Genomic DNA, 25,589 nt, shown 5'->3' with positions numbered 1-25,589 from the left:
GTGTGGCCGACGTCACTACCGGCTGATCGCGCGGGGGACCGTGATCCCGCCGAGCTTGTCCGGATTCACCACGGCGTAGAAGTTGGTGATCTTGCCCTCGATGACCTCGACCAGGAACATGCCTTGGACCCGGCCGCCGCTGTAAGCGATGACCGCTGGGGCGCCGTTGTAGGTCGCCGTCTCGAAGCGAATGTCGGGCACGGCTTGTGGCGCCGCCCGGAAGAACTGGGCGATGAGGGCCGCCACCTTCTTGGCGCCCACCACCGGCCGCCGTATGGCCCTGGCCTTGCCGCCGTGGTCGGCCGTCCACGTGACGTCCGGCGCGAGGAGCGAGAGCAAACCCTCTACGTCGCCGGTGTGTGCCGCGGTCAGGAATCGGTCGGTGATCTGTGCCGTCCACTTCGCGTCGACGGGTCCGAACCGCCGACGCCTGGCATGCACGTGCTCGCGGGCACGGTGCGCCATCTGCCGCACCGTGCCCGCGGACTTCCCGACCGCGGAGGCGATTTCGTCGTAGTCGAAGCCGAAGACCTCCCGCAGGACGAACACCGCGCGCTCGTCCGGGGTGAGCGTTTCGAGCAGCACCAGCATGGCCATCGAAACCGATTCGGAGAGAACCAGATCCGTGGAGGCATCGTCTTCTGTGAGGAGCAGCGGCTCGGGCAGCCACGGCCCGATGTAGTCCTCACGGCGGCGGGCGCTCTCGCGCCTGGCGTTGAGCGCCTGACGGGTCACCAGCGCAGCCAGATAGGACTTGGTGTCCCGCACCGTCGCGAGGTCCACATCGGCCCACCGTAGATAGCTGTCCTGCAGCACGTCGTCGGATTCGGTTGCCGAACCCAGGATCTCGTAGGCGATCGTGAACAGCAGGGGGCGCAGGTGGGTGAACCGCTCGGCGTGTTCGCCGCCGGTCGAGCCGGTCGTCGTCACGTTCCCGTGACCACCTCGGTGTGTTGCTCTTCGCGCGAGCGCTCATCGCCGAACGCCGGCTTCTCAGGCCGTGGACCGCCTTTGTACCAGTACGCCGAGCCGGGTCTGCGGGCCTGGAGTCGCAGGCCCAAGATCGTGCCCTTGCAGATGGCCTCCTTCACGATCGCGCCCGCGCGGCCGCCGAGGTACGCGTTCATCGTCGTATTGTCACTGCGGCCGAACTGCACGATGCCGCCGCGGCGGCCCAAGCTGGTGCACGAGTTCCCGGCGAAGCCGTACTCCAGTGGCGCGGGTTCGGCGCCCGCGATCCGGCTCAGCACGGTGTTGGCCGCCTGCGGACCCAGCTGAGAGGCCGTGGCGCAGCACATCCGCAGTGGGTCGCCCGACGGGGCGGCGCAGTCACCCGCGGCGACGATGCGGGGGTCGTCCAGGCTGGTGAGCGTCTCGTCGGTGAGTAGCCGGCCCATCGCGTCGGTGCGCAGGCCGCTGGCGGCCGCGAGCTCCGGCACGCCGAAGCCCGCGGTCCAGATGGTCAGCGCGCTCGGGCGCACGGCGCCGTCGGCGAAGACCACAGCGTCGGAGCGGACCTCGGTCACGACGTCGGCCTCGAGCACCGCGACCCGCAGCTTGGCCAGCACTTTGGCGACCGATCGCCGGCCCGCCGCGGACAGCGACGGCACCAGTTGACCGCCGCAGACCAACGTCACCTTGTGACCCTGCTCGGCGAGCTCGGTGGCGACCTCGATACCGGTCAGCCCGCCCCCGACCACCGTGACCGGTGCGTCCTGGTGCAACTTGTCGATTGCGGCACGCGCTCGCTGCGCCTGCTCCAATTCTGCTACCGGATAGGCGAAATCGGCCGCGCCCGGTACGGACGCCGGGACGGCGCCGGTGCTGCCGACCGCGTAGATGACGTAGTCGTAGTCCAACTCTCGTCCCGACGCCAGCGCCACGCTGCGTGCCCTGTCGATGCGGGTCGCGGTGTCCACGACAAGTCGGATGCCCTCGCCGAGCAGGGTGCCGTAGTCGACGCATGCGTCGTAGTTGCCGGCCACCAGTTGATGCAGGCGGATCCGCTCGACGAACTTCGGGCGGGGGTTGACCAGCGTGATGTCGACGTCGCCGCGCAACCGCAGTTGGTTGGCCGCCAGTGTTCCGGAGTAGCCGCCGCCGATGACGACGACCTTGGTAGCCGCGGCGAGCCGCGAGGTGTCTGGTGTGTTGTTTTCGTTCATGCCCTCAAGACACCGGCCGCTGCCCGACCGTGACAGAACGTGACCCAGGTCACTGCACCTGGTAGCGCGGGAACACCCCGGCCGGGGCGGGCAAGGGCGTACCCGGTGTCAGCCGGTCGGCGATATGGGCGAAGGTCCGCCGGTCCTGCGGCGCTCCGAGCAGGTCGAGCAGGTTGCCCATCGAGTCCGGCATCACCGGCTGGCTCAGCAGCGCAGCGATGCGCACCACCTCGAGCGTCACGAACAGCACCGTGCGGAACCGCTCCTGGTCGCTGTCGGAGTCCGACTTGCGCAACACCCACGGCTCCTGCGCCGAGAAGTAGCGGTTGGCCGCGCCGAGCACCGACCAGATGGCCTCCAGCCCAAGGTGCATGGCCGTCGCCTCGAAATGCCCGCGCACCCGCTGCATCAACCCGTCGGCGGCCTCCAGCAGCGCGGTGTCGTCAGCGTTGAGCTCACCGGGCGCCGGAACCGCGCCGTCGAGGTTCTTGGCGACCATCGACAGCGAGCGCTGCGCCAGGTTGCCGAACTCGTTGGCCAGATCGGCGTTGATACGCCCGATGATCGCGTCTTCGCTGTAGCTGCCGTCCTGGCCGAACGGCACCTCGCGAAGAAAGAAGTAGCGCACCTGGTCGACTCCGAACGCGTCGATCAAAGCGATCGGGTCGACGACGTTGCCGACCGACTTGCTCATCTTCTCGCCGCGGTTGAGGACGAACCCGTGCACGAACACCCTTCGCGGCAACTCGATACCGGCCGACATCAGAAATGCGGGCCAGTAGACGGTGTGGAATCGGATGATGTCCTTACCGATCATGTGCAGATCGGCAGGCCAGAACCGCTGGAACGACTCCGACGACGTGTCCGGAAAGCCCGCGCCGGTCAGGTAATTGGTCAACGCGTCGACCCACACGTACATGACGTGATCGGGATGGTCGGGCACCGGCACGCCCCAGTCGAAGGTGGTGCGCGAGATCGACAGGTCGCGCAGCCCGCCGGAGACGAAGCTGACCACCTCATTGCGTCGCACGTTCGGCTCGATGAACTCGGGGTGCGTCTCGTAGTGCGCGAGGAGACGCTCGGTGTAGGCGGACAACCGGAAGAAGTAGGTCTGTTCCTCGGTCCAGGTCACCGGGGCGCCGGTCTCGGTGGCCACCCGCACTCCGTCGGGGCCGACGGTGGTTTCGGCCTCGGTGACGAATCCTTCGTCGCGCACCGAGTACCACCCTTTGTACGAATCGAGGTAGATGTCGCCGGCATCGTTCATCCGCCGCCAGATCTCCTTGGACGCCTCGAAATGGTCGGCGTCCGACGTGCGGATGAAGCGGTCGAACGAGACGTTGAGCCTCTCCTGCATCCGCTGGAACACGTCGGAGTTGCGCAGGGCCAACTCGGCGGTCGGAATGCCCTGGGCCGCGGCGGTCTCGGCCATCTTCTGCCCGTGCACGTCGGTGCCCGTCAGGTACCGGACGTCGTATCCGTCCAGTCGCTTGAACCGCGCTACCGCGTCGGTGGCGATGTATTCGTATGCGTGCCCGATGTGCGGGCTGCCGTTGGGATAGGCGATCGCGGTGGTGATGTAGAACGGCACCCCTTGGGTGGGCGCCTGCGCCCCGGGAGAGTGATTAGCCATTTGGGGTCAGCTTATGGTGTGGGCGTGAGTGAGAAGCCGTCAGGCAGACGGGAACCGCCGCCACCGCCCGAGCCGCTCACCCCGTTGATCGACGCGCACACCCATCTCGATGCGTGCGGCGCGACGGACGCGGCCGCCGTCACCGCGATCCTTGATCGGGCGGCGGCCGTCGGGGTGCAGGCCGTTGTGACCATCGCCGATGATCTGGAGTCGGCCCGCTGGGTCACCGAGGCCGCCGACGCCGACGAGCGCGTGTACGCCGCCGTGGCGCTGCACCCGACGCGCGCCGACGCTCTCACCGACGAAGCCAAGACCGTGATCGAGCGTCTGGCCGACCACCCTCGGGTGGTGGCCATCGGCGAGACCGGGCTCGATTACTACTGGCCCGGCAAGCTCGACGGCTGCGCCGCGCCCGACACCCAGCGCGACGCCTTCGCGTGGCACATCGAGCTGGCCAAGCGCACCGGTAAGCCGTTGATGATCCACAACCGCGACGCCGACGACGGCGTGCTCGACGTGCTGGCCGCCGAGGGCGCTCCCGAAACGGTGATCTTCCACTGCTTCTCGTCGGGGCCGCAGATGGCGCGCACGTGCGTCGACAACGGCTGGCTACTGAGCCTGTCGGGGACCGTGAGCTTCAAGAACGCCAAAGCACTGCGCGAAGCGGCGCCGCTGATCCCGGCCGGGCAACTGCTCGTCGAGACCGACGCGCCGTTCCTCACTCCGCACCCGTTCCGCGGCGCGCCCAACGAGCCGTACTGCCTGCCCTACACGGTGCGCGCGCTTGCCGGGCTGCTCGGCCGGCACGCTGCCGATGTTGCGCAGGAAACCACTTCGACGGCAGCCCGCGTCTACGGACTGGCGAGTTGCTGGTCGTAGGCCTTTTCGTTACCGTTCGGTGACCGAATACCGAGCCGTTGGCTCGGGCCGCTCATCGGGGATAGATCAGGTTTTGAACATACTCACGAAAATTGACGAATCGCGCTCGCCCGTATTGCGGCTTCTTGTCGCTGCGATGCTGCTGGCGCTGACATTCGCGGGCGGTTACGCCGTCGCCGCGCACAAAACCGTCACGCTCACCGTCGACGGCGCCTCCATCACGGTGCCCACGATGAAGTCACGGGTGATCGACGTCGTCGAGGAGAACGGGTTCGATGTCGGCGACCGCGACGACCTGTACCCCGCCGCCGATGAGCCGGTGAGCCAGTCCGAGACCATCGTGCTGCGTCGCAGCCGTCCGCTGCAGGTGTCGCTCGACGGCCGCGACAGCAGGCAGGTGTGGACGACTGCGTCCACCGTCGACGAGGCGCTCACGCAGCTGCAGATGACCGACAAGGCGCCCGCGGCGGCGTCGCGCGGAAGCCGCGTCCCGCTGGCGGGGATGTCCCTTCCGGTGGTCAGCGCCAAGACCGTGCAGCTCGACGACGGTGGCGCAGTGCGCACCGTACGGCTCGCCGCACCGAACGTCGCGAGCCTTCTGGAGGCCGCGGGAGCGCCGCTCCAGCAAAAGGACAAAGTGGTGCCGGCGGCGTCCGCACCCGTCGTCGACGGCATGCGAATCTCGGTCACCCGGGTCCGAATCGAGAAAATCACCGAGCGTGTACCGCTGCCGCCGGCCAATAAACGGATCGAAGACGTGACGCTGAACATGAGCCGTCAGGTCGTCGAAGACCCCGGAATGCCGGGCACCCAGGACGTCACTTTCGCGGTCGCGAAGGTCAACGGAGTCGAGACCGGCAGGCTGCCAGTAGCCAATGTCGTTGTCGCACCAGCCCGTGACGGTGTTCTGCGAATCGGCGCGAAACCCGGCACGGAGGTGCCGCCGGTCTCCAACGGCGCCACCTGGGACGCGCTCTCGCGGTGCGAAGCGGGAGGTAATTGGGCCATCAATACCGGCAACGGTTTTTACGGGGGTGTCCAATTTGATCAAAACACGTGGGAGCGCAACGGGGGTCTGCGGTATGCTGCGAGGGCCGATCTGGCAACAAGAGAAGAGCAAATCGCGATTGCTGAGGTCACCCGGGCGCGGCAAGGTTGGGGCGCGTGGCCGACGTGCAGCGGGAAGATTGGGACGCGCTGACCATTCGACTACTCGGGCGGACCGAGATACGACACCTGGCGAAAGAGATTGACTTTCGGCCTCGCAAATCGTTTGGCCAGAACTTCGTCCACGACGCCAACACCGTGCGACGCATCGTGTCGTCGTCCGGTGTCAACCGCCATGACCACGTCCTCGAGGTCGGGCCAGGCCTCGGGTCGCTGACGCTGGCCCTGCTCGACCGGGGTTCACGGGTGACGGCCGTGGAGATCGACCCGCTGTTGGCACGCCAGTTGCCCATCACCATCGCCGAGCATTCGCACAGCGAGATCAATCGGCTGACGGTGGTCAATCAGGACATCCTGACGCTGAACCGGACGGATCTGCCCGACGAGCCCACCGCGCTGGTCGCCAATCTCCCCTATAACGTCGCGGTCCCCGCGCTGCTGCATCTGCTCGCCGAGTTCCCCTCCATCCGGACCGTGATGGTCATGGTGCAGGCCGAGGTCGCCGAGCGGCTGGCGGCCGAACCGGGCGGCAAGGAGTACGGCGTGCCCAGCGCCAAGGTCCGCTTCTACGGCGACGTCCGCCGCTACGGCATGGTCTCGCCCACGGTGTTCTGGCCCATCCCGCGCGTGTACTCGGGTCTGGTGCGCATCGACCGCTATGAGGCTTCGCCGTGGCCCACCGACGCGACCTTCCGCAGTCAGGTGTTCAAGCTGATCGACGTCGCGTTCGCGCAGCGGCGCAAGACGTCGCGCAACGCGTTCGCCGAATGGGCGGGTTCGGGCAACGAGTCGGCCAGGCGGCTTCTGGCAGCCAGCATCGACCCGTCGCGCCGTGGCGAGACGTTGTCGATCGCGGACTTCGTGCGGCTGTTGCAGCGCTCGGGTGTCAGCGACACGCCGAAAGTCGAAGCGCCGAAGGCCGCCGTCAGCGACGAGCAGGACGACTCCGTCAGCGCGATCTAGGCTCACTCAGCGCAGCGCACGGGCGACCATCGATATGAACTCGCGGCAGGACCGATAGCGGTCCTGTGGACGCTTTGCCATCGCCTTGGCCAGTATCGCGTCGAAAACCCGTGGCAGCCAGTCGATTTCGCGAGATCGCCGCGGCGGCGCGCTGTGCAGGTGCGCGCGTATCTGGCCCAGTCGGCTGTCCGCGGTGAACGGCGTTGTGCCGGTAAGCAGTTCGACGGCGGTACACGCCAGCGCGTACTCGTCGGTGGCGCCGCTCGGCGCGTGGCCGGTGAGCAGTTCGGGAGCCGAGTAGGGTATGGACGCCTCGATGTGGTCGGCCTGATAGCCGATGTCGTCGGTGACAGCGCATGCCACGCCGAAGTCAATGAGCACCGCGCCGTCGCGTCTGAAGTCCTGGTGCACAAGGATGTTGGCCGTCTTTACGTCGCAGTGCACGATGCCGTGGTTGTGGATGTAGTCCAGTGCGTCGGCGATCTGCGTCAGTGCGGCAAGCCGATCCGGCACCGTCGGCAGGGCCGCCGCGTTGCCGCCGGATACCACCTCCATGGACAACCAGCCCGCCCCGCGCTCGTACACCGTGATCACATGCGGGTGGTCGAGCCGGTGGGCGAAGTCGAATTCGCGGCGGAGGCGGGCGAGTTGGGCCAGGTGCCGGTGTTGCTCGTCGAGCACCTTGAGGGCCACCGCGCCGCCGGAGGCCGAGCCGTGGCGGGCTCGATACACCGTCGCGTAACCGCCGTGGCCGAGGACACCTTCGATGACGTAGCCCCCGAACACCTCACCTGGGCCATGCACCTTCACAGCGTAGGGTTCGGCGACCGGGAACAGGCCCCGACCGTTAGTGTCGGGTCCGTGTCCGACGGAAGCGCCGCATCCGAGTGGGTTCCCACCGGTTCGGTCACCGTGCGGGTGCCTGGCAAGGTCAACCTCTATCTGGAGGTCGGCGATCTGCGCTCGGACGGCTATCACGAACTGACCACTGTCTTTCACGCCGTGTCGCTGCTCGACGAGGTCACCGTCCGCACCGCCGACATGCTGTCGCTGGAGATGTCGGGCGAAGGTGTGGAATCTTTGCCGTCCGACGAACGCAACCTCGCGTGGCGGGCCGCCGAGCTGATGGCCGAGCACGTCGGCCGGGCACCGGACGTGGCGATCAGCATCGAGAAGTCGATTCCGGTGGCCGGCGGGATGGCGGGCGGCAGCGCCGACGCGGCCGCGGTGTTGGTCGCGATCAACGAGCTGTGGGAGCTGGGCGTGCCGCGGCGCGATCTGCACGTGCTGGCCGCCCAACTGGGCAGCGACGTGCCGTTCGCGCTGCACGGCGGCACCGCGCTGGGCACGGGCCGCGGTGAGGAACTGGCCACCGTGCTGGCCCGCAGCACGTTCCACTGGGTGCTCGCGTTCGCCGACGGCGGCTTGTCGACGCCCGCGGTGTTCGCCGAGATCGACCGGCTGCGGGACACCGCAGGCAAGACGCCGCCACGGCTCGACGATGCCGAGCCGGTCTTGGCCGCGCTGGCCTCCGGGGACCCCGCGGAGCTCGCACCGCTGCTCGGCAACGATCTGCAGCCCGCCGCGCTGAGCCTGGATCCGGGGTTGGGCCGCACGCTGCAGGCGGGCACCGAGGCGGGCGCGCTGGCGGGCATCGTGTCGGGGTCGGGGCCGACGTGTGCGTTCCTCTGTACCTCGGCCGCATCGGCAATGGATGTCGGAATCCAATTGGCCGACGCGGGCGTCTGCCGCACCGTGCGGGTGGCCAGTGGACCGGTGCACGGGGCCCGCGTGGTGCCCGCGCCGACGACATCGGTGTAGACGCGGGCGCCGACGACGCATCGATCCGGTCACGAACAGGTGTGACCCAGACCTCATTTACCGTGACAGTTTGGCGGCTACTTAAGAGTTGCTTAAGATGATGCGCGGTGAAAACTAGCGGTCAAGCTTCGGACGCGCCCACTTCGCCTACCGTCAACCTCGGTGGGCGCATCGTCGGATACAAGCGTCTGTCGGCTACCTCACCGTTTCGTGACACAACCGCGCCCAATTCGTGTGCGCGCCTACGCGAAAACGCCGCTGAGCAGGCGGAGCATAACCTCAGGGCCTTTGCTCTGAAGCCAAGGAGGTCGTCGTGAGCAGGTTCACCGAGAAGATGTACCGCAACGCGCGCACCGTCACGACGGGCATGGTCACCGGTGAGCCACACGAGCCGGTCCGCCATACCTGGGGTGAGGTTCACGAGCGAGCCCGCCGCATCGCGGGGGGTCTCGCGGCCGCGGGCATCGGCCACGGCGACGCCGTCGGCGTGTTGGCCGGCTTCCCGGTCGAGATCGCCCCGACCGCGCAGGGCCTGTGGATGCGCGGCGCCAGCCTCACGATGCTGCACCAGCCCACCCCGCGCACCGACCTCGTCATCTGGGCCGAGGACACCATGACGGTCATCGGCATGATCGAGGCGAAGGCCGTCATCGTCTCCGAGCCGTTCCTGGTGGCCATCCCAGTGCTCGAGGAGAAGGGCATCAAGGTCCTCACCGTCGCCGACCTGCTGGCCTCGGAGCCGATCGACCCCGTCGAGGTCGGGGAGGACGATCTGGCGCTGATGCAGCTGACGTCCGGCTCCACCGGCTCCCCGAAGGCCGTGCAGATCACGCACCGCAACATCTACTCCAACGCCGAGGCGATGTTCATCGGCGCCGAGTACGACGTCGAGAAGGACGTCATGGTCAGCTGGCTGCCCTGCTTCCACGACATGGGCATGGTCGGCTTCCTGACCATCCCGATGTATTTCGGTGCCGAGCTGGTCAAGGTCACCCCGATGGACTTCCTGCGGGACACCTTGCTGTGGGCCAAGCTGATCGACAAGTACAAGGGCACCATGACCGCGGCGCCGAACTTCGCCTATGCGCTGTTCGCCAAGCGGCTGCGCAAGCAGGCCGAGCCGGGTCAGTTCGACCTGTCGACGCTGCGGTTCGCGCTCTCGGGCGCCGAGCCCGTCGAGCCCGCCGACGTCGAGGATCTGCTCGACGCGGGTAAGCCGTTCGGCCTTCGCCCCGACGCGATCCTGCCGGCCTACGGAATGGCCGAGACGACGCTGGCGGTGTCGTTCTCCCCGTGTGGTGCCGGTCTGGTCGTCGACGAGGTTGACGCCGACCTGCTGGCCGCGCTGCGCCGCGCCGTGCCCGCCACCAAGGGCAATACCCGTCGGCTGGCCTCGCTGGGCCCGCTGCTGACGGACTTGGAGGCGCGCGTCATCGATGAGCACGGCAACGTGATGCCGCCGCGTGGCGTCGGAGTGATCGAGCTGCGCGGTGAGTCGCTGACACCCGGCTACATCACCATGGGTGGCTTCATCCCCGCCCAAGACGAGCACGGCTGGTACGACACCGGCGACCTCGGCTACATCACCGAGGAAGGCAACATCATCGTGTGCGGCCGCGTCAAGGACGTGATCATCATGGCCGGGCGCAACATCTACCCGACTGACATCGAGCGGGCCGCGGGCCGCGTCGAGGGCGTTCGGCCGGGTTGCGCGGTCGCGGTGCGCCTGGATGCCGGGCACTCGCGTGAGACGTTCGCCGTCGCGGTCGAGTCCAACGCCTGGCAGGACCCGGACGAGGTGCACCGCATCGAACGACAGGTCGCTCACGAGGTGGTGGCCGAGGTCGATGTGCGGCCGCGCAACGTCGTGGTGCTGGGGCCGGGCACGATCCCGAAGACCCCGTCGGGCAAGTTGCGCCGTTCCAACTCGGTGTCGCTCGTCACCTAGTCGCGCCGACGCCCGGTTCTTAATCGACTGGCCCCGTGTCGGGGGCTGTCGATACCGTCGGTGTCATGTCCACTGCACCCGCCATCGAGGCGATCGATCTCGTCAAGCAGTTCGGCGAGAACCGCGCGGTCGACGGGGTCAGCTTCACCGTCCCGCCCGGCTCCGTGCTGGGCCTGCTCGGGCCCAACGGCGCGGGCAAGACCACGACGGTGCGGATGATGACCACGCTGTCCGAGCCCACCAGCGGCACAGCCCGCGTCGCCGGATACGACGTGCGTGACGAGCCGGACATGGTGCGCCGCAACATGGGGCTCACCGGACAGGTCGCCACCGTCGACGAACTGCTGACCGGTCGCGAGAACATCCGGATGATCGGCGGCCTGTACGGCATCCGCCGCAAGGACCTGGCGCGGTTGGAAGATGAACTGCTCCAACAGTTCGCCATCGCCGATGCTGCCGACCGGCCGGTGCGCTCGTACTCGGGCGGCATGCGGCGCAGGCTCGATCTGGCGGTCAGCCTCATCGCGTCGCCGCCGGTCCTGTTCCTCGACGAGCCCACCACCGGACTTGATCCGCGCAGCCGCAGCGACCTGTGGGACATGTTGCGCCACCTGGTCGCCCAAGGCACCACGCTGCTGTTGACCACGCAGTATCTCGAGGAGGCTGACCAATTGGCCGATGACATCGTCGTGATCGACCACGGCCGGATCATCGCGCAGGGCACGCCACTGCAACTCAAGGAGCAGGCCGGCAACTCCAGTCTGGTGGTGACGGTCTCGCGCGCCACCGACCTGCCCGCGGCCCGTGAGCTGCTGGCCCGCACCGGCGCGGAAGTTCACGTCGATGTGGGTGCTCGCAAGCTCACCGCGGCGGCCGACGGCATCGCCGACATGACTCGGGTGGCGGGCTGGCTGCAGGAGAGCGCGATCGAGGTCGACGACATCGGACTGTCGCGGCCCAGCCTCGACGACGTCTTCCTGTCGCTCACCGGCCACCGCGCAGAGCAGCAAGCGGAGGTGGCGGGCGCATGACGGTCACCGAACAGAAGCCACGTATCGCTACCGACCGACCGCAGATCCGGCCGACCAACATCGCTCAGCAGTCATGGATTATGGTCAAGCGCAACATGATTCACACGAAGCGGATGCCGGAGATGCTCAGCGACGTGACCGTGCAGCCGATCATGTTCGTGCTGCTGTTCGCGTTCGTCTTCGGTGCGTCGATCGCGACCAGGGGTAGCGCGTCCTACCGGGAGTTCCTGCTGCCGGGAATCCAGGCGCAGACCATCGTCTTCACCGCATTCGTGGTGTCCACCGGCATCACCGCCGACGTCGAGAAGGGCATCATCGACCGGTTCCGGTCACTGCCGATCCGACGCTCCGCGGTGCTCATCGGCCGCAGCGTCGCCAGCCTCCTGCATTCGTCGCTCGGTGTGGTGGTGATGGCCATCACCGGACTGTGCATCGGCTGGCGCATCCGCGGCGGTGTGGCCGAGGCGGTTCTGGCGTTCGCGCTGATCCTGGTGTTCGGCTTCGGGATGATCTGGTTCGGGATTCTCATCGGCTCGCTGATGCGCTCGGTCGAGGCGGTCAACGGCGTGATGTTCACCGTGCTGTTCCCGGTGACGTTCCTGGCCAACACGTTTGCGCCGACCGAGCCGATGCCGCACTGGCTGCGGGTCATCGCCGAGTGGAATCCCGTCTCGTCGCTGGCACAGGCGATGCGGGAGTTGTGGGGTAACGGTCCGCCCGCCCCGCCCGAGGCGCAGTTGCCGCTGCACCATCCCGTGCTCGCCACAATCCTGTGGTCGTTGGCCATGACGGCCGTGATCGCGCCGTTCGCGCTGCGGGCCTATGCCCGCCGCACGGCCGACTAGGCCCGGGATGAAAACTACCGGCTCCGGCGTTTGCTCCGATCATGAAGATGAATCGGGTGCTGATCGGCGTTGCCGCAGCGATTGTTTCGTGTGCGACGCTCGTCGCACCCGCGGTCACCGCGACCGCACATGCAGATTCGTGTCCTGACGTTCAGGTGGTGTTCGCCCGGGGTACCGGCGAGCCGGTCGGTATCGGGCGGGTGGGCGACGCGTTCGTCGACGAACTGCGCTCGCGCGTGCCCGACAAGTCCGTCGACGTGTACGCCGTCAACTACCCGGCCACGCGCGACTTCCTGCGTGCCGCCGACGGGGCGAACGATGCCAGCCTGTTCGTGCAGAACATCGCGACCACCTGCCCCGACACCAGCATCGTGCTCGGCGGGTACTCGCAGGGTGCCGCGGTCATCGACGCGCTCGCGCTGGCTCAGACCCCGACACTGGGGTTCACCCGACCCCTACCTGCCGGTGTCGCCGACCATGTCGCCGCCGTCGCGGTCTTCGGCAACCCGTCGATCCGGCTGCTCGGCGGTCCGCTCACCACGCTGAGCCCGGCTTACGGCGGTAAGACCATCGACCTGTGCAACGGCGCCGACCCGGTGTGTTCGAACGGCAACGACGTCGCCGCGCACAGCCTGTATGTCCAGTCCGGAATGGCAACGCAGGCAGCGCAGTTCGTCGCCGACCGGCTCGCCACTACGGCGCCGGTCACCACGCTGGCGGGTCGGACCGGCTAGCCCCAGGCGTGCACGGTGTTCTGCGCGGGCTCCAGCCCCTGCGTCACAAGAAGTTCGGTGGCGTCGGCGGCCTGTTCGCAGATCGTCGGAACGTCCTTCCATTCGGCCGAGGTGAAGGTGCTCAACACGAACGACGCCCCGTCCTTTCGGCCGGGCGGACGCCCGATGCCGATGCGGACGCGCTGAAAGTCGTTGCTAGTCAACGCAGAGGCGACTGACCGCAGGCCGTTGTGGCCCGCAACTCCACCGCCGGACTTCAACCGGATGCGGCCGAAGTCGATGTCGAGTTCGTCGTGGATCACCACCACGTCCGCCGGCGGGATCGAATAGAACTTGGCCAGCAGGCCCACCTGGCGTCCCGACTCGTTCATGTAGGTCCGCGGCTTGGCCAACACCACCGGGCGTTCGCCGAGGCGGCCCGTGACCACCTCAGCGCCCGACTTCTTGTGCACCTTGAACCCCGAGCCCATGCGGTCGGCGAGGATGTCGGCGACGAGGAATCCGAGGTTGTGCCGGGTGGTCGCGTACTGCGGCCCCGGGTTGCCCAGGCCGACCACGAGTAGTGAATCGGCCATGCCGACTTACTCGGACTCTTCGGCGGCCGCCGCCCCGGCGTCCTCGCCCTCGCCCTCGGCTTCGGCCTCTGCCTCGGCGACCTCGGCGGCCTGCTCCTCGACCGATGCGCCGCCGCCCTCGGCCTCGAGCTCCTCTTCCGTCGGCGCGGCGACCACGTTGACCACGAGCGTCTCGGGGTCGGAGATCAGCGACACGCCCGACGGCAGCTCGATGGCGTCGGCGGTGAACTGCGTGCCGACATCGGCGCCCTCGATGGAAACGGTCAACTGCTCCGGAATGGACTGCACGTCGGCCTCGATCTGGATGGTGTTCGCGTCCTGGGTCACCAGAGTGCCCGGGACGGCTTCGCCCTCGACGACGACGGTGACCTCGACGGTGACCTTCTCGCCGCGACGCACGACGAGCAGGTCGGCGTGCTGGATGTTGCGGCGGATCGGGTGGATCTCGAGCGACTTGGTCAGCGCGAGCTGTTCCTTGCCGTCGATGTCGAGGGTCAGCACCGCATTGGTTCCCGAGTGGCGCAGCACGGCGGCGAAGTCGCGGGCGTTGAGTTCCAGGTGCTGCGGGTCGGTCCCGTGGCCGTAGAGCACCGCGGGCACCTTGCCCTCGCGGCGGGCGCGGCGCGAGGCGCCCTTACCCGTCTCGGTGCGAACCGAAGCGGTCAGATTGTTGGTGTTGCGGGCCGCGGTCTTGGCCATGTGCGTTGCTCCTGTGCCGGTCGTTGGTGTCGGGCACGGCCAGGGTCGCAAGCTCGAAGCTGCGTGTTCCGTCGATAACGGTGGTCGTTACCACCCTCGCCGTGACGCGCTGCCGAGGGTAGCGCAGATGCCGCCTAGAGCGGAAATTTGGTGTCGGTGAGCTGATCGGACAGCTCCCACAGTCCGGTGGCCTTGCCGGCGTCGCGGGCCAGGGGGCTGCGCCAGTGGTTGCCCGTCGTGCCCCACATCGAGAACTTGGGGCCGACGAACGTGTCGCCGGGAAGATCCTGTGCGACGGCGTAAAGCGTCTGGCGGGCGCCGAACTCGGCGGGGGTGGCCAGCAACCGGTTACCGGCGTCCCAAATCCTGCTGCCGAACCGGTTTCCGGTGTGACCCTGCAGATTGGTCGCCGAGTATCCGGGATGGGCGGCCAGCGCCTTCAACGGCGATCCGGCCGCGTCGAGCCGTCGCTGCAACTCGCTGGTGAAGAGCAGGTTCGCCAGCTTGGACTGCCCGTAGGCCAGCCATGCCGAGTACGGCCGCGATTTCCAGTTCAGGTCCTTGAGGCTGACGTAGCCCAGCATGTGCATCTGCGACGACACCGTCACCACGCGGTCGGTGATCTTGGGCAGGAGCAGGTTCGTCAGCGCGAAGTGACCGAGGTGGTTGGTGCCGATCTGGCTCTCGAAGCCGTCGACGGTCAATGCATACGGCACCGCCATGATTCCGGCGTTGTTCACCAGCACGTCGACGTGGTCCACGCCGTCGGCGAATGCGCGCACCGACGCCAGGTCCTGCAGATCGAGCTTGCGGACCTCGACATCGCCGGTCATGCTCGCGGCCGCCTCGTCACCTTTGGCGGTATTGCGCACGGCGAGGATCGTTTTGGCGCCGACGCGGGCCAACTCGCTTGCGGTGACAAGGCCCAGGCCACTGTTGGCGCCCGTCACGATGACGGTGCGTCCGGCGAATGACGGCAGATCCGAAGAGGTCCACTGACTCATGACGCAAACCCTAATGCGGTCACTTCGGTGGCGCTTTGGGCACCGCGACATTGAAGCCGCCGATGATCTTCTCGATGTCAGGCGCCTCCTCGACGGCCTTCTCGGCATAACCGGTGACCGTGAACTGCACGAGGTAACGCTGGTTGGCCGGCGCGGCGCCGGTCGCGAACACGATGCGGTTGTAGCTGTGCATCCGCGCGCCGTTGAGGTCGTAACTGCCCTCGATCATCGACGACGGAAAACCCTTCCAGTTGTCCGTCGACGCATTGAGGCGTTTGAAGTTCTGCGACATCTCGGCGTCGGCATAACCGTGTTTGACCGCCTCGTTGGGATCGAAGTTCCCGTTGAGCCGCAGCGCGACCAGCATCGCGATCGGATACGTCTCGCCTTTGGCGATCACCTTGGTGCCCGGCGCGAAGTTCGGGTTGTGGTACGGCTGCCAGCCCGCGGGCATCGGCAAGGTCACCGTCAGGTCGGGCATCTTGTCGGGGGCGACGACGGGGTCACCCGACACCCCTACGCGGTCGAGATACGCCGCGACGGGTTCTGGCGCTTCCGTGGCGGACGTCGTAGCCGTAGTGGGGGTGGTCGACAGAATCGACTGGTAGTCAGGGGCTTCCGTGGCGCAGCCCGAGGCGCCTACGACGATCAGCGCCGCGATCACGCAGTGCCGAGCCGTCACAGAATCTCGCGCACCGTGTCGATCGGCCGCGCCAGCCGGGTGCCCTTGGGCGTCGTCACAAAGGGCCGCTCGATCAGGATGGGGTGCTCGGCCAGGGCGTCGAGCAGTTCGTCGTCGGACGCGTCGGCCAAACCCAGTTCGGCGTAGAGCGACTCACGCTTGCGCACCGCGGCTCGCACGCCGATACCCGCGTCGGCGATCATCGTCGCCAGCTCCGCGCGCGTCGGCGGCGTCTTCAGGTACTGCACGACTTCGGGCTCGATGCCGTTGTCGCGCAACAGGTCCAGTGTCTTGCGTGAGGTCGAGCACTTCGGGTTGTGGTAGATACGCGTTTCGGCAGGCACGCTAGGCGGACCCGTCGAACAGGCTGGTGACCGAACCGTTGTCGAACACCGCGCGGATGGTGTTGGCCAACAGCGGCGCGATCGACAGCACCGTCAACGACGGGAACCGCTTCTCCTCGCCGATCGGCAGGGTGTTGGTCACGATCACCTCGCGGGCGCCGCAGTCGGCAAGACGCTGAGCCGCCGGATCCGACAACACCCCGTGCGTGGCGGCGATGATCACGTCGCTGGCGCCGTCCTGCCGCAGCAGGTTGACCGCACCGGCGATGGTGCCGCCGGTGTCGATCATGTCGTCGGTCAGGACGCACGTCTTGCCGCGCACGTCACCGACGACGCGGTTCGACACGACCTGGTTGGGCACCAACGGATCTCGCGTCTTGTGAATGAACGCCAGCGGAACGCCGCCGAGTGAGTCGGCCCACTTCTCCGCGACGCGGACGCGGCCGGAGTCGGGGGAGACGACCACCATGTCGTGGTCGGCGTAGTTCTCGGCGATGTAACCGGTCAGCAGTTTCTGCGCGCGCATGTGATCGACCGGGCCGTCGAAGAAGCCCTGGATCTGATCGGTGTGCAGGTCGACGGTGAGGATTCGGTTGGCACCCGCGGTCTTGAGCAGGTCGGCGACCAGGCGGGCCGAGATCGGTTCGCGGCCGCGGTGCTTCTTGTCCTGCCGCGCATACGGGTAGAACGGCAGGATCGCGGTGATCCGCTTGGCGCTGCCGCGCTTGAGCGCGTCGATCATCAGCAGTTGTTCCATCAACCACGTGTTCAGCGGCGCCGGATGGGACTGCAGGACGAACGCGTCGCAGCCGCGCACCGACTCGTCGAACCGGACGAAGATCTCGCCGTTGGCGAAGTCGCGGGCGGTCTGCGCGGTGACCGGCACGTCGAGCTCTTTGGCTACCTGCTCGGCCAATTCGGGGTGCGCGCGACCCGAGAAGAGCATGAGATTTTTGCGATTGTCGGTCCACTCGGTGCCCACGGTGCCCTCATTGCTTGGGGGATCGATACGGCCTCATCGTACGGGTAGCCAGAGCGCGAACGATCGGCAACCGGTTCACGGCCTGGCGGCGTCGTCCGCGTTGTCGTCTTCGCCAGATGCGCGGCCCACCGCTTCGCCAGGTGCGCGGCCCGATGCCGCCGCCGCTGCGGCGGCTGCCGCCGATCCCGGCCGCTTGCGCTCGACCCAGCCTTCGATGTTGCGCTGCGGACCCGCCGACACCGCCAGCGCGCCGGGGGGCACGTCCTCGCGGATCACGCTGCCTGCGCCGGTGTAGGCGCCGTCGCCGATCGTCACCGGCGCCACGAACATGGTGTCCGAGCCGGTGCGCACGTGCGAGCCGATGGTGGTGCGGCTCTTGGTCTCGCCGTCGTAGTTGACGAAGACACTCGATGCGCCGATATTGCTGTGCTCGCCGATGTCGGCGTCCCCGACGTAGGTCAGGTGCGGCACTTTGGTGCTCGCGCCGATCGTCGAGTTCTTCACCTCGACGAACGCGCCCACCTTGGCGGCATCGCCCAGCACCGTCCCCGGCCGCAGATAGGCGAACGGGCCGATCGCCGCGCCCGCGCCGATCACCGCCTGCCCGCCGTGGGTGCGGACCACCGACGCCGCGTCGCCGACGGTGACGTCGGCCAACGTCGTGTCGGGTCCGATGACGCACCGCGCACCGATGCGGGTCGCGCCGAGCAGCTGGGTGCCGGGTTGGATCGCGGTGTCGCGGCCGATGGTCACGTCGACGTCTATCCACGTGGTCGTCGGGTCGATGACGGTCACCCCGTTGCGCTGATGGGTGGCCACGATCCTGCGGTTCAGCTCGGCGCCCAGTTCGGCCAGCTGCACGCGGTCGTTGACGCCGGCCACCAGCGCGGAGTCGTCCACGTGCTTGGCCCGCACGATCTGGTGGTCGGAGCGGATGATCGAGATGACGTCGGTCAGGTACTGCTCGTGCTGGGCGTTGTCGCTGCCCAGCCGGCCCAGCGCCGAGCGCAGCGCGCCGACGTCGAAGGCGTATACCCCGGCGTTGACCTCGGTGATGGCCCGCTGCGACGGGCTGGCGTCGGATTCCTCGACGATGCCGATCACTTCGCGGTCCTGCGTGCGCAGGATGCGGCCGTAACCGGTCGGGTCCGGCAGCGTGGTGGTGAGCACGGTCGCGACGGCGTGTTCGGCGCTGTGAGTCTCGATCAGGTCGGCCAGCAGGTCGGCGTCGAGCAGCGGCACGTCGCCTGACGTCACGACCACGACGCCGGCGAACTGCTCCGGCAGCGAGGCCAGCCCGCACGCCACGGCGTGACCGGTGCCGAGTTGTTCCTCCTGCACGGCGATGTCGATGCTGCGGCCCAGGTCACCGGCGAGTTCGTCGACAGCCGGTGCGATGCGTTCACGATCCTTGCCCAGCACCACGACCAGGTGCTGCGGGGCGACCTTGGCCACCGCGTGCAGCGCGTGGGCGACCATGCTGCGGCCGGCCAGGGTGTGCAGCACCTTCGGGGTGTCCGACTGCATGCGGGTCCCGGCGCCGGCCGCCAAGACCACGACCGCGGCTTCGCGATGCTGGTTCGTCATGAGAGAGATCCTTAGCTTGCTCCGTCGCCAGGACTCGAACCTGAACTATCTGAACCAAAATCAGAGGTGCTGCCGATTACACCACGACGGATTGATCAGCTAGTGATGCTAGTCGAAGCAACTACCCTCGAAGGCGTGGCTGCGCTGGACAAGGAAGTGCGTGCGCCCCGCGCCAGGATGACCGGTGCGGAGCGGCGCCATCAGCTGATCGACGTGGCGCGATCGCTGTTCGCCCAGCGCGGCTACGAGGGCACCTCGATCGAGGAGATCGCGCAGCGGGCCAACGTGTCCAAGCCCGTCGTGTACGAGCATTTCGGCGGCAAGGAAGGCCTGTACGCCGTGGTCGTCGACCGCGAGATGTCGGCGTTGCTCGACGGCATCACCTCGTCGCTGACCAAGATGACCAACAATCGGTCGCGGCTGCGCATCGAACGCGTCGCGCTCGCGTTGCTGACCTACGTCGACGAGCGCACCGACGGGTTCCGCATCCTGATCCGCGACTCCCCGGCGGCTATCACATCCGGCAGCACCTACTCGACTCTTCTCAACGAGGCCGTCAACCAGGTCTCGTCGATTTTGGCCGGTGACTTCTCCCGCCGCGGCCTCGATCCGGACATGGCGCCGCTGTACGCCCAGGCGCTGGTCGGCTCGGTGTCGATGACCGCGCAGTGGTGGCTCGACGTGCGCGAGCCGAAGAAGGAGGTCGTCGCCGCGCATCTGGTCAACCTGTGCTGGAACGGGCTGATGCATCTGGAGGACGACCCGCAACTGGTCGACGAGTAGGACCCCGCCTGCCGGGTATCGCCGAATTCTGCACCAGCGTTGTGTTTTCGCCCGAAGAGCGACGCTGACGCAGAAATCAGCGACGACGGGGACTTGCCTACGATGGATGCATCATGACCGCATCGGGGACCATTCGTGTCCATACCCCGATCGCGGGCCTCGTTGACCTGGCGCTGCGTGACCCCTCCCTGAGTGAGGTCGCCCGCCGTGCCGCCGACAGGCCCGCCGATCTCGCCCTGAACGGCCCGGCCAGCGCCCGGCTGTTCGCGGCGTGCGCCCTCGCGCAGGCCGGCCCGCTTCTCGTCGTCACCGCCACCGGCCGCGAAGCCGACGATCTGACCGCCGAACTGCGCGGCGTGTTCGGCGACGCGGCGGCGATGTTCCCGTCCTGGGAGACGCTGCCGCACGAGCGCCTGTCCCCGGGGGTCGACACCGTCGGCGCGCGGATGATGCTGCTTCGCCGGCTGGCGAACCCCGACGACGAGCGCCTCGGGCCGCCGCTGCGTGTCGTGGTCACCACGGCCCGCTCGCTGCTGCAGCCGATGGCCCCCGACCTGGCCGACATCGAACCGGTGACGCTGACCGTCGGCGCCGAGGTCGAATTCGACGACGTCATCTTCCGCCTCGTCGAACGGGCCTACACGCGCGTCGACATGGTCGCCAAGCGCGGCGAGTTCGCAGTGCGCGGCGGCATCCTCGACGTGTTCCCGCCCACATACGAACACCCCGTGCGGGTCGAGTTCTGGGGCGACGAGGTCTCCGAGATGCGGATGTTCGCCGTCGCCGACCAGCGGTCGATCGCCGAGGTCGACGTCGAGGCGCTGATCGCTGTGCCGTGCCGCGAACTGCTGCTGACCGACGACGTGCGCACCCGGGCAGCGGCACTGGCCCGCGAGCACCCCGCGTACGAGAACGCAGTGCACGGCAGCGTGCCCGACATGCTGGCCAAGCTGGCGGAGGGCATCCCCGTCGACGGGATGGAGGCGCTGCTGCCGCTGTTGCGTCCCACCGAACTCGTCACGCTGCCCGTTCACCTGCCCCCGGGCACGCCGCTGCTGATCTGCGACCCCGAGAAGGTCCGAACCCGCGCCGCCGACCTGATCAAGACCGGCCGCGAGTTCCTCGAGGCGTCGTGGTCGACGGCGGCGGTCGGCGGCGACGCACCGATCGACCTGGAGGCGATGGGCGCCTCGGGCTTCATCGGCATCGACGAGGCGCGCACGGCGGCCCGCGAGGGTGAGCACCCGTGGTGGACGCTGAGCCAGTTGTCCGACGAGTCCGCGCTTGAACTCGACATCCGCACCGCGCCGTCGGCGCGCGGCCAGCAGTCCAACATCGACGACATCTTCGCGATGCTGCGCGCCCACGTCGCGACGGGTGGTTACGCCGCCGTAGTCACCCCCGGCGCGGGGACCGCACAGCGCATCGTCGAGCAGCTGGCCGAATCAGACACGCCCGCAGGTCTTCTGGAGCCCGGATCGGTACTCAAGGAAGGCGTCGTCGGTGTGCTCAAGGGGCCGCTGCACGACGGCGTCGTCATCGCGGGCGCGAACCTCGTGGTGATCACCGAGACCGACCTCACCGGAAACCGGGCGACAGCCACCGAGGGCAAGAAGCTGGCCGCCAAACGCCGCAACGTCGTTGACCCGCTGGCGCTCACCGCGGGCGACCTGGTGGTCCACGACCAGCACGGCATCGGCCGGTTCGTCGAGATGACCGAGCGCGTCGTCGGCGGCGCCCGCCGCGAGTACCTGGTGCTCGAGTACGCGTCGAGCAAGCGCGGCGGCGGCACCGACAAGCTCTACGTGCCGATGGACTCGCTGGATCAGCTGTCGCGCTACGTCGGCGGTGAAGCGCCGACGCTGAGCAGGCTCGGCGGCAGCGACTGGACCAACACCAAGACCAAAGCCCGCCGCGCGGTGCGCGAGATCGCCGCCGAACTGGTGTCGCTGTACGCCAAACGGCAGGCTTCGGCAGGCCACGCGTTCGGCCGCGACACCCCGTGGCAGGCCGAGATGGAGGACGCGTTCGGGTTCACCGAGACCGTCGACCAGCTGACCGCCATCACCGAAGTGAAGTCCGACATGGAAAAGCCCGTTCCGATGGACCGGGTCATCTGCGGCGACGTCGGCTACGGCAAGACCGAGATCGCGGTGCGGGCCGCGTTCAAAGCGGTGCAGGACGGAAAACAGGTCGCGGTGCTCGTGCCCACGACGCTGCTGGCCGACCAGCACCTGCAGACGTTCTCCGAACGGATGGCCGGCTTCCCGGTCACCGTGAAGGGGCTGTCGAGGTTCACCACGCCCGCCGAGTCCAAAGCCGTGCTCGCGGGCATGAAGGACGGCAGCGTCGACATCGTGATCGGCACGCACCGGCTGCTGCAGACCGGCGTGACGTGGAAGGACCTCGGCCTGGTCGTCGTCGACGAGGAGCAGCGATTCGGCGTCGAGCACAAGGAGCACATCAAGTCGATGCGCACCCACGTCGACGTGCTGACCATGAGCGCGACCCCGATCCCGCGCACGCTGGAGATGAGCCTGGCGGGCATCCGCGAGATGTCGACGATCCTGACCCCGCCCGAAGAGCGCTATCCAGTGCTCACCTACGTCGGGCCGCACGACGACAAACAGGTCGCCGCGGCGCTGCGCCGCGAGATGCTGCGTGACGGGCAGGCGTTCTACATCCACAACCGCGTCCGCTCCATCGACCAGGCCGCCGCACGGGTGCGCGCACTGGTGCCCGAGGCCCGCGTCGTCGTCGCGCACGGACAGATGCCCGAGGAACAACTGGAACGCACGGTCGAGGGCTTCTGGAACCGCGAATACGACGTCCTCGTGTGCACGACGATCGTCGAGACCGGCCTGGACATCTCCAACGCCAACACGTTGATCGTCGAGCGGGCCGACACGTTCGGCCTGTCCCAGCTACATCAGCTGCGTGGCCGGGTGGGCCGCAGCCGCGAACGTGGCTACGCCTATTTCCTGTATCCGCCCGAGGTTCCGCTCACCGAGACGGCCTACGACCGGCTGGCGACGGTCGCGCAGAACAACGAACTCGGCGCGGGGATGGCCGTGGCGTTGAAGGACCTCGAGATCCGCGGTGCCGGCAACGTGCTCGGCGCCGAACAGTCCGGCCACGTCGCAGGCGTGGGTTTCGACCTCTACGTCCGGCTGGTCGGTGAGGCGGTCGAGGCATACCGCGCGGCCGCGGACGGCAAAACCGTTGCCACGGCCGAGGAACCGAAGGACGTCCGCATCGACCTTCCGGTCGACGCCCATCTGCCGCCGGACTACATCGGCAGTGACAGGCTGCGGTTGGAGGCGTACCGCAGGCTGGCGGCGGCGCCGGACGACGCCGGTGTCGACGCGGTGATCGACGAACTCGTGGACCGTTACGGACCGCTGCCCGAACCGGCGCAGCGACTGGTCGCGATGGCGCGGCTACGGCTGCTGTGCCGCCATTACGGCATCACCGAGATCAGTTCGGTGTCCGCGTCGACGCTGCGTCTCTCGCCGTTGCAGTTGGTGGATTCTCAGCAACTCCGGCTCAAGCGGATGTACCCGAGCGCGAGCTACCGGGCGACGACATCGACGATTCAAGTGCCGATTCCGCGAACCGGCGACAGCGTCGGCGCACCCCGCATTCGTGATCTTGACCTGGTGCGGATGGTCGCAGGCCTGGTGTTGGCCCTCGATGGAAAACCGCTGGAAAGTGTTGATATAACGAAGTCGGGGTCGGGTCAGGAACTGCGGCGATGAGCTGCCGTTCGCGCGCAGCATGCACAGCGAGGAGGTCATCCCGATGACCGTCGTGTTGGTCGACCCCCGCCGCCCGGCCCTGATCCCCGTCGACGCGATCGACCTGCTCACCGGTGACGTGCAATACACCGAGGAGATGCCCATCAAGGTGCCGTGGTCGCTGCCCGCGGCGCGGCCGTGCATGACCGGCGCCGACGAAGAAGACCCGGCGCCGGTGCTGCTGTCGTCGGATCCCGACCATCCCGCGGTCAAAGCGCGGTTGGCGGCCGGGGACAAGCTGATCGCGGCGCCGGAGCCCGCGTCGGGGGAGCGGCTGGTCGACGCGGTCGCGATGATGGACAAGCTGCGCACCGCAGGCCCGTGGGAAAGCGAGCAGACGCACGATTCGCTGCGTCGCTACCTGCTGGAGGAGACCTACGAGGTGTTCGACGCCGTGCGCGGCGGCAACGCCGAGGAGTTGCGTGACGAACTCGGTGACGTGCTGTTGCAGGTGCTGTTCCACGCCCGCATCGCCGAGGATGCGCCGCAGAACTCGTTCACGATCGACGACGTCGCGGACTCGCTGGTGCGCAAGCTCGGCAACCGGGTGCCCGCCGTCTTGGCCGGCGAGGCCATCTCGTTGGACGAGCAGCTGGCGCAGTGGGAGGAGCGCAAGGCGCTGGAGAAGAGGCGGAACTCGTCGATGGACGACGTGCCGACCGGTCAACCCGCTTTGATGTTGGCGCAGAAGGTGATCGAACGCGTCACGCAGGCGGGTCTGCCCGCCGACCTGATCCCGGCCGGCATCACCTCGGTCAGTGTGACCGCGGGCGTCGACGCGGAGAACGTCCTGCGGTCGGCGGTTCTGGAGTTCATGGACACCGTGCGCCACACCGAGCAGGCGGTCGCCGCGGGACGCCGCAGCGACGACGTGCCCGAGGAACTCGACTCCGCCCCTCTCGGAGACATCACCGAACAGGAGTGGCGCGCCCACTGGCCGACCGACGAGGGCACCGAGGACGCCACCGTCGAGTCGACCGAGCCGGCGCCGGCCGAGGTGCCGGAACCGGCGCTCGACGACAGCGCCGCGGACGACGTCACGGATGCCAACGGCACCCGCTCCGACGCCGCGACACCCGACGAGGCGGAGATCGCCGAGTCCAAATAAGGGCGCTCACCTGGCCTTTCATGTCGTCGACCGGTACGTCGTTGCCGAACCGCTGCGCGCGCGTGGGACTATGGCAGGAACGAAGTTGGGGTGCGAGGGAGTCCGGTGTCGCCAGTGCGTTGGCTGCGGGCTGTCGCCGTGTTAGCCGCGACGGCACTGCTGTTGGCTTCGAGCTGTTCGTGGCAGCTCGGCACACCCATTCCCGAAGGAATTCCCCCGCCCGCGGGCGACCCGGTGCCGAAGGTCGACACCCACGCCAAGGGTCGGCCGGCTGATCAGCTGCGCGAGTGGGCGGCCGAGCGCGCGCCCGCGCTCGGCATGCCGGTGGCCGCGCTGGAGGCCTACGCGTACGCGGCGCGGGTCGCGGAGGTGGAGAACCCCGACTGCCGCCTCGAGTGGACGACGTTGGCGGGCATCGGTCAGGTGGAAAGCCACCACGGCACCTACCGCGGCGCGGCGATCGAGCCGAACGGCGATGTGGAGCCCCCGATCCGCGGCGTGCGCCTCGACGGAACCAACGGCAACCTCGAGATCGTCGACAACGACGGGGGCCAGGACGGCGACCCGACGTACGCGCGGGCGATGGGCCCGATGCAGTTCATCCCCGACACCTGGAAGCTCTACGGCGTCGACGCCAACAACGACGGCGTGATCAGCCCGGACAACTTCGACGACGCGGCGCTGTCGGCGGCCGGCTACCTGTGCTTCCGCGGCGAGGACCTCGCCTCCCCACGCGGCTGGATGAACGCGCTGCGCGCCTACAACCTGTCGGACTCCTACGCCCGCACGGTTCGCGACTGGGCGACGGCCTACGCCGATGGACGCCCCCTCTGAGCACGCCG

General features: G+C 68.0%; 23 protein-coding genes and 1 tRNA gene. 12 read left to right on the top strand and 12 right to left on the bottom strand.

Annotated elements, in window-relative coordinates:
• Positions 1–15: 15 nt before the first annotated feature.
• Genes sigJ through metG form a run of 3 tightly spaced genes read right to left on the bottom strand, consistent with a single transcriptional unit; the run spans position 16 to position 3,798 of the window.
• Positions 16–930 (bottom strand): RNA polymerase sigma factor SigJ, encoded by a 915-nt coding sequence (gene sigJ / locus N4S67_RS02755; RefSeq protein ID WP_260991396.1) that lies wholly within the window; start codon positions 928–930, stop codon positions 16–18.
• On the bottom strand, positions 927–2,165 hold the full coding sequence (locus N4S67_RS02750; RefSeq protein ID WP_260991395.1) for an NAD(P)/FAD-dependent oxidoreductase: 1,239 nt from the start codon (positions 2,163–2,165) through the stop codon (positions 927–929). The genes sigJ and N4S67_RS02750 overlap by 4 nt, the downstream gene beginning before the upstream one ends.
• A 49-nt stretch (positions 2,166–2,214) precedes the next feature.
• Positions 2,215–3,798, bottom strand: a complete 1,584-nt coding sequence (gene metG / locus N4S67_RS02745) for a methionine--tRNA ligase (RefSeq protein WP_260991394.1) — start codon at positions 3,796–3,798, stop codon at positions 2,215–2,217.
• 24 nt (positions 3,799–3,822) lie between these two features.
• On the opposite strand from metG, the gene N4S67_RS02740 reads away from it, so the two are divergent.
• From N4S67_RS02740 to rsmA, 3 genes are all read left to right on the top strand, one after another.
• Positions 3,823–4,677: a TatD family hydrolase gene (locus tag N4S67_RS02740; RefSeq protein ID WP_260991393.1), complete on the top strand. Its 855-nt coding sequence runs from the start codon at positions 3,823–3,825 to the stop codon at positions 4,675–4,677.
• Between the two features lie 73 nt (positions 4,678–4,750).
• A complete protein-coding gene (locus tag N4S67_RS02735; RefSeq protein ID WP_260992024.1) occupies positions 4,751–5,878 on the top strand; it encodes a resuscitation-promoting factor in 1,128 nt (375 codons plus the stop codon).
• The gene (gene rsmA, locus N4S67_RS02730; RefSeq protein ID WP_260992023.1) at positions 5,875–6,807 is read left to right on the top strand and encodes a 16S rRNA (adenine(1518)-N(6)/adenine(1519)-N(6))-dimethyltransferase RsmA; all 933 of its coding nucleotides are present in this window, start codon (positions 5,875–5,877) and stop codon (positions 6,805–6,807) included. The genes N4S67_RS02735 and rsmA overlap by 4 nt, the downstream gene beginning before the upstream one ends.
• Positions 6,808–6,813: 6 nt before the next feature.
• Here rsmA and N4S67_RS02725 read toward each other — a convergent pair whose 3' ends face one another.
• Positions 6,814–7,611: a serine/threonine-protein kinase gene (locus N4S67_RS02725; protein ID WP_260991392.1), complete on the bottom strand. Its 798-nt coding sequence runs from the start codon at positions 7,609–7,611 to the stop codon at positions 6,814–6,816.
• Here N4S67_RS02725 and N4S67_RS02720 point away from each other — a divergent pair.
• The 5 genes from N4S67_RS02720 (at position 7,606) to N4S67_RS02700 (ending at position 13,186) form a co-directional block, all read left to right on the top strand.
• A complete protein-coding gene (locus N4S67_RS02720; RefSeq protein WP_390893242.1) occupies positions 7,606–8,628 on the top strand; it encodes a 4-(cytidine 5'-diphospho)-2-C-methyl-D-erythritol kinase in 1,023 nt (340 codons plus the stop codon). The genes N4S67_RS02725 and N4S67_RS02720 overlap by 6 nt on opposite strands.
• Positions 8,629–8,941: 313 nt before the next feature.
• Complete coding sequence (locus N4S67_RS02715) at positions 8,942–10,576, top strand: fatty acyl-AMP ligase (protein ID WP_260991390.1); 1,635 nt, start codon at positions 8,942–8,944, stop codon at positions 10,574–10,576.
• Between the two features lie 65 nt (positions 10,577–10,641).
• Positions 10,642–11,607: an ATP-binding cassette domain-containing protein gene (locus N4S67_RS02710; protein ID WP_260991389.1), complete on the top strand. Its 966-nt coding sequence runs from the start codon at positions 10,642–10,644 to the stop codon at positions 11,605–11,607.
• Positions 11,604–12,452 (top strand): ABC transporter permease, encoded by an 849-nt coding sequence (locus N4S67_RS02705; RefSeq protein ID WP_260991388.1) that lies wholly within the window; start codon positions 11,604–11,606, stop codon positions 12,450–12,452. Before N4S67_RS02710 ends, N4S67_RS02705 begins: the two co-directional genes overlap by 4 nt.
• A 41-nt stretch (positions 12,453–12,493) precedes the next feature.
• Complete coding sequence (locus N4S67_RS02700; RefSeq protein ID WP_260991387.1) at positions 12,494–13,186, top strand: cutinase family protein; 693 nt, start codon at positions 12,494–12,496, stop codon at positions 13,184–13,186.
• Here the strand turns inward: N4S67_RS02700 and pth are convergent.
• The 8 genes from pth to N4S67_RS02660 form a co-directional block, all read right to left on the bottom strand.
• A complete protein-coding gene (gene pth, locus N4S67_RS02695; protein ID WP_260991386.1) occupies positions 13,183–13,761 on the bottom strand; it encodes an aminoacyl-tRNA hydrolase in 579 nt (192 codons plus the stop codon). The genes N4S67_RS02700 and pth overlap by 4 nt on opposite strands.
• Positions 13,762–13,767: 6 nt before the next feature.
• A complete protein-coding gene (locus tag N4S67_RS02690) occupies positions 13,768–14,460 on the bottom strand; it encodes a 50S ribosomal protein L25/general stress protein Ctc (RefSeq protein WP_260991385.1) in 693 nt (230 codons plus the stop codon).
• A gap of 134 nt (positions 14,461–14,594) precedes the next feature.
• Positions 14,595–15,464 (bottom strand): oxidoreductase, encoded by an 870-nt coding sequence (locus tag N4S67_RS02685; protein ID WP_260991384.1) that lies wholly within the window; start codon positions 15,462–15,464, stop codon positions 14,595–14,597.
• A 19-nt stretch (positions 15,465–15,483) separates the two neighbouring features.
• Positions 15,484–16,146 carry an LpqN/LpqT family lipoprotein gene (locus N4S67_RS02680; RefSeq protein WP_260991383.1) on the bottom strand — a complete coding sequence of 221 codons (663 nt, stop codon included), beginning with the start codon at positions 16,144–16,146 and terminating at the stop codon, positions 15,484–15,486.
• Entirely contained in the window at positions 16,143–16,490 is a 348-nt protein-coding gene (gene arsC / locus N4S67_RS02675; protein ID WP_260991382.1) for an arsenate reductase (glutaredoxin), read from the bottom strand. Before arsC ends, N4S67_RS02680 begins: the two co-directional genes overlap by 4 nt.
• Position 16,491: 1 nt before the next feature.
• Entirely contained in the window at positions 16,492–17,472 is a 981-nt protein-coding gene (locus N4S67_RS02670) for a ribose-phosphate diphosphokinase (RefSeq protein WP_260991381.1), read from the bottom strand.
• 75 nt (positions 17,473–17,547) lie between these two features.
• The gene (gene glmU, locus N4S67_RS02665; RefSeq protein ID WP_260991380.1) at positions 17,548–19,059 is read right to left on the bottom strand and encodes a bifunctional UDP-N-acetylglucosamine diphosphorylase/glucosamine-1-phosphate N-acetyltransferase GlmU; all 1,512 of its coding nucleotides are present in this window, start codon (positions 19,057–19,059) and stop codon (positions 17,548–17,550) included.
• 19 nt (positions 19,060–19,078) lie between these two features.
• A tRNA-Gln gene (locus N4S67_RS02660) sits at positions 19,079–19,150 on the bottom strand.
• A gap of 86 nt (positions 19,151–19,236) precedes the next feature.
• Between N4S67_RS02660 and N4S67_RS02655 the strand changes: the two genes are divergently transcribed.
• The 4 genes from N4S67_RS02655 to N4S67_RS02640 all read left to right on the top strand — a co-directional run bounded on the left by N4S67_RS02655 (position 19,237) and on the right by N4S67_RS02640 (position 25,581).
• On the top strand, positions 19,237–19,842 hold the full coding sequence (locus tag N4S67_RS02655; RefSeq protein WP_260992022.1) for a TetR/AcrR family transcriptional regulator: 606 nt from the start codon (positions 19,237–19,239) through the stop codon (positions 19,840–19,842).
• A 113-nt stretch (positions 19,843–19,955) separates the two neighbouring features.
• Entirely contained in the window at positions 19,956–23,600 is a 3,645-nt protein-coding gene (mfd, locus tag N4S67_RS02650; protein WP_260991379.1) for a transcription-repair coupling factor, read from the top strand.
• A 43-nt stretch (positions 23,601–23,643) separates the two neighbouring features.
• Positions 23,644–24,747: a nucleoside triphosphate pyrophosphohydrolase gene (locus N4S67_RS02645; protein WP_260991378.1), complete on the top strand. Its 1,104-nt coding sequence runs from the start codon at positions 23,644–23,646 to the stop codon at positions 24,745–24,747.
• A 105-nt stretch (positions 24,748–24,852) separates the two neighbouring features.
• Complete coding sequence (locus N4S67_RS02640) at positions 24,853–25,581, top strand: lytic transglycosylase domain-containing protein (protein ID WP_260991377.1); 729 nt, start codon at positions 24,853–24,855, stop codon at positions 25,579–25,581.
• The last annotated feature ends 8 nt before the right edge of the window (positions 25,582–25,589 follow it).

Origin of the sequence: Mycobacterium deserti, from assembly GCF_025345615.1 — a bacterium.
Taxonomy (GTDB): Bacteria; Actinomycetota; Actinomycetes; order Mycobacteriales; family Mycobacteriaceae; genus Mycobacterium; species Mycobacterium deserti.
The sequence above is the reverse complement of the archived record's forward strand: the minus strand, read 5'-3'. Positions and strand labels throughout refer to the sequence as shown.